Below are 6793 nucleotides of genomic sequence, written 5' to 3' on the forward strand. Positions count from 1 at the left end.
CAATCCGGGCCTGGAGCAGTTGGCCAGACAGCTTGCCGGGCCGGGGTCAGACGCCAAGGCGATCGCGAGACTTGAGGAAAAATTCCCGACGGCAGCCCTCGCCCGGGTGGTCTTCAAAGGCGATTGGTCCGTCGTGTCCCCCGCCCGGCTGACACATTGCTTGCGGCCCAAGGACCTGGGCGGCTAGTGTCCATGGCAGGTGCGGCAGGCCAAACCCGCCGCACACCCGCTTGAGCCGTCAGTTTCCCCAGTTGCCCTGGCCGGATTCCGGCTGGACCGAATCGGGCGTCAGCGTGAGGTCGCGGTGCTTGACCTGCCTGTGGGTCGAAGCCGTGTAGCTGTGGTCGACATTGACCGCGTGCGAGGTGACGGCCGGCTGATTGACATTGTCCGAACCATAGTTGTCGCTGCCGGCAAAAGCGGCACCAGTGGCAACGAGGATGGCGGCGGCGGTAAGAGCGATCCTGTTCATTCTATTTACTCCGGTATTCCTGATTCTGTCCGTCTAGTGGCGTGCCCCTGGGGAGGAAATTTCGCGTCGCTCGGACAGCCTCGATCTGGGTTTTTCGTGCGCCGACTTCCAATCACGAAGACGTTCCCTCACGCGCGGCATCGGGACCTCGAACGTCGGCCAAGGGATTGAGCTCACCCTGTTTTATCAATTTATCTCAGACGCTTATAAGGAGGGTGCCTGACGCATGATGCGGCGGTTCATCGAGCCAGCGCTCGCCATCCGTTCACGATTCGTCAACATAAATTGAACCAGCTGGTTCGATTTACGATCGGCGCTCCGACACCGATGCCGTCGGCCGAAATCCTGCTCATGCATAAAAAATAAGAGCGGCGGGCAAGGCCCACCGCTCTTTGTGGTCGCAGACTTCAGAAATCAACGACCCCAGATGCCCTGGCCCGACTGAGCCGGCACGTTGGCATTGGCATCACCCTGCGTCTTTACGGACTTCGGGATCGAGCCGGTGTGCGTGGTGTCGATGTCGGACACGGACTGGTTCGCAACAGGCTGGTTGGCATTGTAAGAGCCGTAGTTGTCGCTGCCGGCAAAAGCGGTGCCCGTGGCAACGAGGATGGCGGCGGCGGTAAGAGCGATCTTGGTCATTTTAATTACTCCTGAGTTCAAGATTGGGTCGATATCGGCAGTCGCGATTAGCGGCCGAAGAGGTTGCGGTCAGCGCCCTGCGAAGCGGGGGCCTGGACGGTTTGCGTCGACTTGGAGACCGAAGCAGTGGCCGAATGGTCGACAGCGACGGCAGGCTGATTGGCGTTGGCCGAGCCATAATTGTCGCTGCCGGCAAAAGCAGTGCCCGTGGCAACGAGGATGGCGGCGGCGGTAAGAGCGATCTTGGTCATTTTAATTACTCCAGTATTTGTCATGTCCGTCTAGTGGCGTGCCCTTGGGAGGAATTTCGCGTCGCTCGGACCACCCCGAGATGGGCTCGCCCTGCCGCGGATTCCAATCACGAAGATGTTCCCCCGCGGCTCGAATCCAGGCCTTGAAATTTGACACAGGGCCTCAGCGGTCATAATTTAACTGTTTGAAATCAGACAGTTAATCGATAACGCCCATCACCAGGCGCGACCGCTCGCCAGGCCGGCGTTCACCATCTGCTACACAGTGCGTCAACAGAAATCGAACTGAACGGTTCGGTTTGAAACGATTGCGCACCATCTGAACTTCTGGATCTCCTCCATTTGCCTTGCGGTTGGATCGAGATTATCGCTTGTGCACGATCATCAATCGGGCGCGACTTGGCGGCGCCAGTTGAAGAAGTGGGCGGAAATCCGGGTGACCTGCACCCCAGGACAGCGATAGAAATGCGGTTGCTGCTTGTAGAAGACAATCGCGAGCTGGCGGATTGGCTGGGCAAGACCCTGCGTCAGGCGAACTATGTCGTCGACATCGTCCATGATGGCGAGGATGTCGAACACGCGCTCGCCGCCGGTGACCACGCGCTTGTCATCCTCGACCTTGCGCTGCCGCGCATGAGCGGGCTGGAGGTGCTGCGAATGTTGCGGACGCGCGGCAACCGGGTGCCGGTGATCGTGCTGACCGCCAATGCCAGTCTCGACGGTCGGGTCAAAGGGCTCAATGAAGGCGCCGACGACTATCTGGCCAAGCCCTTCCAGATCGAAGAGCTCGAAGCACGAATCCGCGCGCAATTGCGCCGTGCCAATGACCGCACCGCGCCGGTCGTTGCCTGCGGTGATCTCGTCTTCGACACCAACACGCGGCTGTTTTCGCTTGCCGGCGAGGCGCTGGCGCTGACACCGCGCGAGCATGCCGTGCTTGAGCAATTGATGGTCAAGGCCGGACGCACGGTGAGCAAGGCGGCATTGTCGGCCGCGATCTACGATTTCGAGACCGACGCCGATCCCAGCGCCATCGAGATCTACGTGCACCGCGTGCGCAAGAAGCTCGAAGGGTCGCGGGTCCAGATCGCCACACTGCGTGGTCTCGGTTACCTCTTGCGCCAAGACGATTTGGCGCCGTGACGATCCTGGCGCCATGAGGATCAACAGCCTCCGCCTGCAATTGCTGGCATGGGTGGTGCTGCCGCTTGCCGGGCTCGCGACCATCAACCTGTGGACCAGCCAGCGCAACGCACTGGCGACCGCGGACCTGGTCACCGACCGGATGCTCGTCGGATCGGCGCGGGCGATTGCCGAGCAGGTCGCCATGGTCGACGGCGTGCTCGATGCCACGGTGCCCCCGGCGGCGATCGAGATGTTCGACACCGGCGACCGCGACAGCGTCTACTATCGCGTCGAGACAGCCGGCGGGCGGCTGCTGACCGGATATCCCGACCTGCCCGAAGCGCCGCAGCATGCCAGTGTCGAGGCCGCTTACCGCGATCACCAGCTGCGGCTCCTGACCCTTGGCCATGCGGTGATCGGCGCCGGCAACGACTCGCCAATATCAGTCACCGTGGGCGTCACCCTTGCCGGCCATGACGCCATGGTCAAACAGCTTTGGTTCAGCGCCTTTGCCCAGCAACTGGCGCTGGTGGCGATTGCCGGCGTGTTCGTGCTGCTCGGCTTGCGTCGCGGCCTGGCGCCGTTGATCCGGCTGCGCGATGCGGTACGCTCGCCAAACCGCAGCGACCTTGACCCCGTCGAAGTGCCCGGTGCGCAAAGCGAGATCCGCCCGCTGATCGACGCCCTCAACGCCTACATGGAGCGCGTGCGGGCGCAGATGGCGGCGCAACGCCGCTTCATCGCCAATGCGGCGCACCAGCTGCGCACGCCCCTGGCGCTGCTGTCGACACAGGCAAGCTATGCGCTTCGCGAAAGTGCCGCCGATGCCCGCCAGGAGGCGCTGGTGGCGCTGCAGGCGAGTTCCGGCAAACTGGCGCGGCTGGCCGAACAGCTCTTGACCCTGTCACGCGCCGAGCCAGGCAGCCGGCGGCCGCGCGCCGACCGCATTGACCTGGCGGAAGCCGCCCGGCACGTGCTGGAAACCCTGGCGCCAACGGCCATCGATCGCAAAATAGATCTCGGCCTCGAGGAGGCTGGCCCCGTTCCGGTCATCGGCGACGGCACCATGCTGCGCGAGATGATCGTCAACCTCGTCGACAACGCGCTGCGCTACTCCCGGGCTGAGGGCAGTGTCACGGTGAAGCTGGCGGCCATCGACGGCGAAGCCGTGCTGACGGTCGCCGACGACGGGCCTGGCATTCCGGCGGACGAGCGAGACCATGTCTTCGAGCGCTTCTACCGTATTGCCGGTTCGACCGAGGAAGGCAGCGGGCTGGGACTCGCCATTGTACGCGAGGTCGTCGAAAATGCCGGCGGCCGCGTCACCCTTGGGGATGGCGCGGCCGGCGGTCTGTTGGTTGAGGTCAGGCTGCCGCTGGCCTGACCGGTCAGGCTGCCCCTGGTCTGACCGATCACGTTCCCTGCTCGTTGAACGGCGCCGGCCGCCACTTCACGACATAGTTCTCGAAGCGGGTGATGATGAACTCCACCACCAGCGCCATGACAGCCAGGATGATCATCGCGGCGAACACGCCATTGGCGTTGAAGGCGCCCTGCGCGGTCGAGATCAGCAGGCCCATGCCTTGCTTGGCGCCGAGGAACTCGCCGACCACCGCGCCGACCAGCGCGAAGCCGAAGCTGACATGCAGGCTGGCGAGGATCCAGCTCATCGCCGAAGGAATGATGACGGTGCGGGTGATCTGGAACGGCGAGGCGCCAAGGATCTGGGCATTGGCGATCATTGCCCTGTCGGCCTCGCGCACACCCTGGAAGGCGTTGGCGAAAACAACGAAGAACACCATCACCACGGCAAGCGCCACCTTGGACGCCATGCCGAGGCCGAGCGCGATGATGAACACCGAGCCGAGCACGACGCGCGGCACCGAATTGGCGATCTTGATGTAGATCGAAAAGACATCCGCCAACAGCCGATTGCGGCCGAGGATGATGCCGGCGGCGATGCCGCCAAGGGCACCGATGACAAAGCCGAGGAAGGTTTCCTCCAGCGTCACGTAGATCTGCAGCCAGAGTGGGCCTTGCGAGGTGCCTTCGGTGATCCACGACCAGATCTGCTGCCAGATGCCAGAAGGGCTGGCGAAGAAGAACGGGTCGATGATGTTGTAGTCGGCGCCGAGTTCCCACAGGCCAAGGAAGACGACCAGGATCGCCAGGCGCAAGGAGATGACAAGCGCGTGGCGGCGGCGCAGCCTTGCCCTCGCCCGGGCTTCGGCAACGGCGATGGAAGCATCGCGGACGGCGGCCTGGTTGGCGGTCGGAGAGATTGCGGTCATGCTGTTTCTCCTTTCAATGTCCGGTCTGCAAGGTCCGGCTCTGGCCGAGCTGCACTTCCTCGCGCAGATCGTTCCAGATCACCTTGGCAATCTCGACGAAGTTCGGGTCGTAGCGGATGTCGGCCATGACGCGCGGGCGCGGCAGGTCGATGCGGTAGACGCTCTTGACCGTGCCCGGCCCAGCGGTGAGCACATAGACCTTGTCGGCCAGCGCCACCGCCTCCTCTAGGTCGTGGGTGACGAAGACAACCGAGGATTTCTGCTCCGACCACAGATCCAGCAATTCGTCCTGCATGGCGGTGCGCGTCTGCATGTCGAGCGCGCTGAACGGCTCGTCCATCAAAAGGATCTTGGGCTGGTTGATGAAGGTCTGCGCCAGCGCGACGCGCTTGCGCATGCCGCCCGAAAGCTGGTGCGGATAGTGCTTCTCGAAGCGGCCGAGGCCGACGCGGGCGATCCAGTCGCGGGCGCGGTCGTAGGCCTGCGCCTTTGGCGTGCCGCGATAAAGTGGACCGGCGGCGACATTGTCGATGACACTGCGCCAGGGAAACAGCGCATCCGCCTGGAAGACAAAGCCGATGTCCCGGCTGATATCGGTGACCGGCGTGCCCATGACGCGGACATTGCCGGTCGTCGGCCGCAACAGGCCGGTGACCAGGTTGAGCGTCGTCGACTTGCCGCAGCCGGTCGGCCCGACGACGCAGGCGAACTCGCCGCGCGCCACGGTCATCGTGAAATCGCGGATCGCCGTCATCATGTGCCCGTCGGGCGTGACGAAACGCAAGGTCACATCATCGATGGCGATCGCGGCGTCGGCTTGTGGCGCGGCCTGAGACAGCTTCTCGGCCGCCATGGGTTGCACTTGCATGGCGCACTCCTGTCGCAATGGGGCAAGGGAGCCCGCGGCAGTGCCACGGATCTCCAGGTGTTCGGGAGGCCGCGCCGCTGCCTTCTTGATTCAAGCAGCCGGCGCAAGTCCTTGTTATTCAACGAGTGGTAGGCTGGCGCCGCTATTTGGCAGCGTCGACGAATTCGGTCGTGTAGGTCTTCGACAGGTCGATCTGCTTGCCTTGCAGGCTCTTCGAGAATGTCGAGAGAACCTTGAGCACGGTCGGCGGACCATCGGCCGGCATGCGGCCATCCGGCGTGAACATCGCCTTGCCGCCGGCCAGCCCCTGCACGTAAAGGTCCCGGTTGCCGGCATAATAATCCTTCGGCATCTTGTCGGCGATCTCTTCGGCCGAATGCGTGGCGATGAATTTCATCGTCTTGACGAAGGCATTGGCGAGCTTCTGTGCCTCATCCTTGTGGCCTTCCAGCCAGGAGGACTGGACATAGAAGGACGCCGCCGGATAGTCGCCGCCCAGCGCTTCCTTGGTCTTTTCAGGCGTGCGCATGTCGACCAGGATGCTTGCCTCGCCGGTCTTGAGCAGTTTGGCGATGGTCGGCTCGGTGGTCATGCCGGCCTGGATCTGGTCCTGCTTGACGGCGGCGATGAAGGTGTTGCCGGCGCCGACCGGCAGCAGCGTGTAGTCGCCGGGCTTCAGGCCGCTGCGCACGGCAAGATACTGGGTCAGGAAATCGGTCGAGGAGCCGAGACCGGTGACGCCGAGCGTGGCGCCCTTGAAATCGGCGGGCGACTTGATCTCCGGGTGCTTGGCGGAGACCAGCTCGACCTCACCGGGCGCTTGGCTGAACTGGACGATCGACTGGATGTATTTGCCCTTCGACTGCAGGTCGACGGTGTGATCGTAGAAGCCGACAACGCCTTGGACGGCACCGGCCAGCAGTTCATTTTCGGCCTCGACCCCGGCGCGCGAGTTGAGCAGTTCGACATCGAGCCCCTGGTCCTTGAAGTAGCCGAGCTGCTGGGTGAGCACGGCAGGCAGATAGATCTGCTTTTCCATGCCGCCGACGATGATGGTGATTTTGTCGGCAGCCGAAGCCACCGTGGCGCTTGTGGCTGCAATAGCAAGGGTTAGCGCCGCTGTGCGCAGGGCGCACTTCGAGAT

8 protein-coding genes and 1 pseudogene are annotated in these 6793 nt (G+C 63.3%); 3 read left to right on the plus strand and 6 right to left on the minus strand.

Features of this window, described 5'->3' with window-relative positions; translation table 11 throughout:
• Positions 1-187: pseudogene (locus tag EN925_RS40140) on the plus strand (histidine phosphatase family protein); the annotation flags it as partial.
• Positions 188-238: 51 nt separating this feature from the next.
• Here EN925_RS40140 and EN925_RS17065 read toward each other — a convergent pair.
• The 3 genes from EN925_RS17065 to EN925_RS17075 all read right to left on the minus strand — a co-directional run bounded on the left by EN925_RS17065 (position 239) and on the right by EN925_RS17075 (position 1365).
• Complete coding sequence (locus EN925_RS17065; protein ID WP_127370259.1) at positions 239-472, minus strand: DUF680 domain-containing protein; 234 nt, start codon at positions 470-472, stop codon at positions 239-241.
• A gap of 414 nt (positions 473-886) precedes the next feature.
• Complete coding sequence (locus EN925_RS17070) at positions 887-1114, minus strand: DUF680 domain-containing protein (protein ID WP_013532449.1); 228 nt, start codon at positions 1112-1114, stop codon at positions 887-889.
• Between the two features lie 47 nt (positions 1115-1161).
• Positions 1162-1365, minus strand: a complete 204-nt coding sequence (locus EN925_RS17075) for a DUF680 domain-containing protein (protein WP_128336728.1) — start codon at positions 1363-1365, stop codon at positions 1162-1164.
• Positions 1366-1830: 465 nt separating this feature from the next.
• Between EN925_RS17075 and EN925_RS17080 the strand changes: the two genes are divergently transcribed.
• Positions 1831-2508 carry a response regulator gene (locus tag EN925_RS17080; protein WP_024504276.1) on the plus strand — a complete coding sequence of 226 codons (678 nt, stop codon included), beginning with the start codon at positions 1831-1833 and terminating at the stop codon, positions 2506-2508.
• A gap of 13 nt (positions 2509-2521) precedes the next feature.
• Complete coding sequence (locus EN925_RS17085; protein WP_013532453.1) at positions 2522-3874, plus strand: sensor histidine kinase; 1353 nt, start codon at positions 2522-2524, stop codon at positions 3872-3874.
• Between the two features lie 28 nt (positions 3875-3902).
• Here EN925_RS17085 and EN925_RS17090 read toward each other — a convergent pair whose 3' ends face one another.
• From EN925_RS17090 to EN925_RS17100, 3 genes are all read right to left on the minus strand, one after another.
• On the minus strand, positions 3903-4781 hold the full coding sequence (locus tag EN925_RS17090) for an ABC transporter permease (RefSeq protein ID WP_013532454.1): 879 nt from the start codon (positions 4779-4781) through the stop codon (positions 3903-3905).
• 13 nt (positions 4782-4794) lie between these two features.
• Entirely contained in the window at positions 4795-5649 is an 855-nt protein-coding gene (locus tag EN925_RS17095) for an ABC transporter ATP-binding protein (RefSeq protein ID WP_013532455.1), read from the minus strand.
• A 142-nt stretch (positions 5650-5791) separates the two neighbouring features.
• Complete coding sequence (locus tag EN925_RS17100) at positions 5792-6778, minus strand: ABC transporter substrate-binding protein (RefSeq protein ID WP_245487233.1); 987 nt, start codon at positions 6776-6778, stop codon at positions 5792-5794.
• Positions 6779-6793 lie beyond the last annotated feature (15 nt).

It is taken from the genome of Mesorhizobium sp. M7A.F.Ca.US.006.04.2.1 (genome assembly GCF_004022915.1).
GTDB classification, from domain to species: Bacteria; Pseudomonadota; Alphaproteobacteria; order Rhizobiales; family Rhizobiaceae; genus Mesorhizobium; species Mesorhizobium ciceri.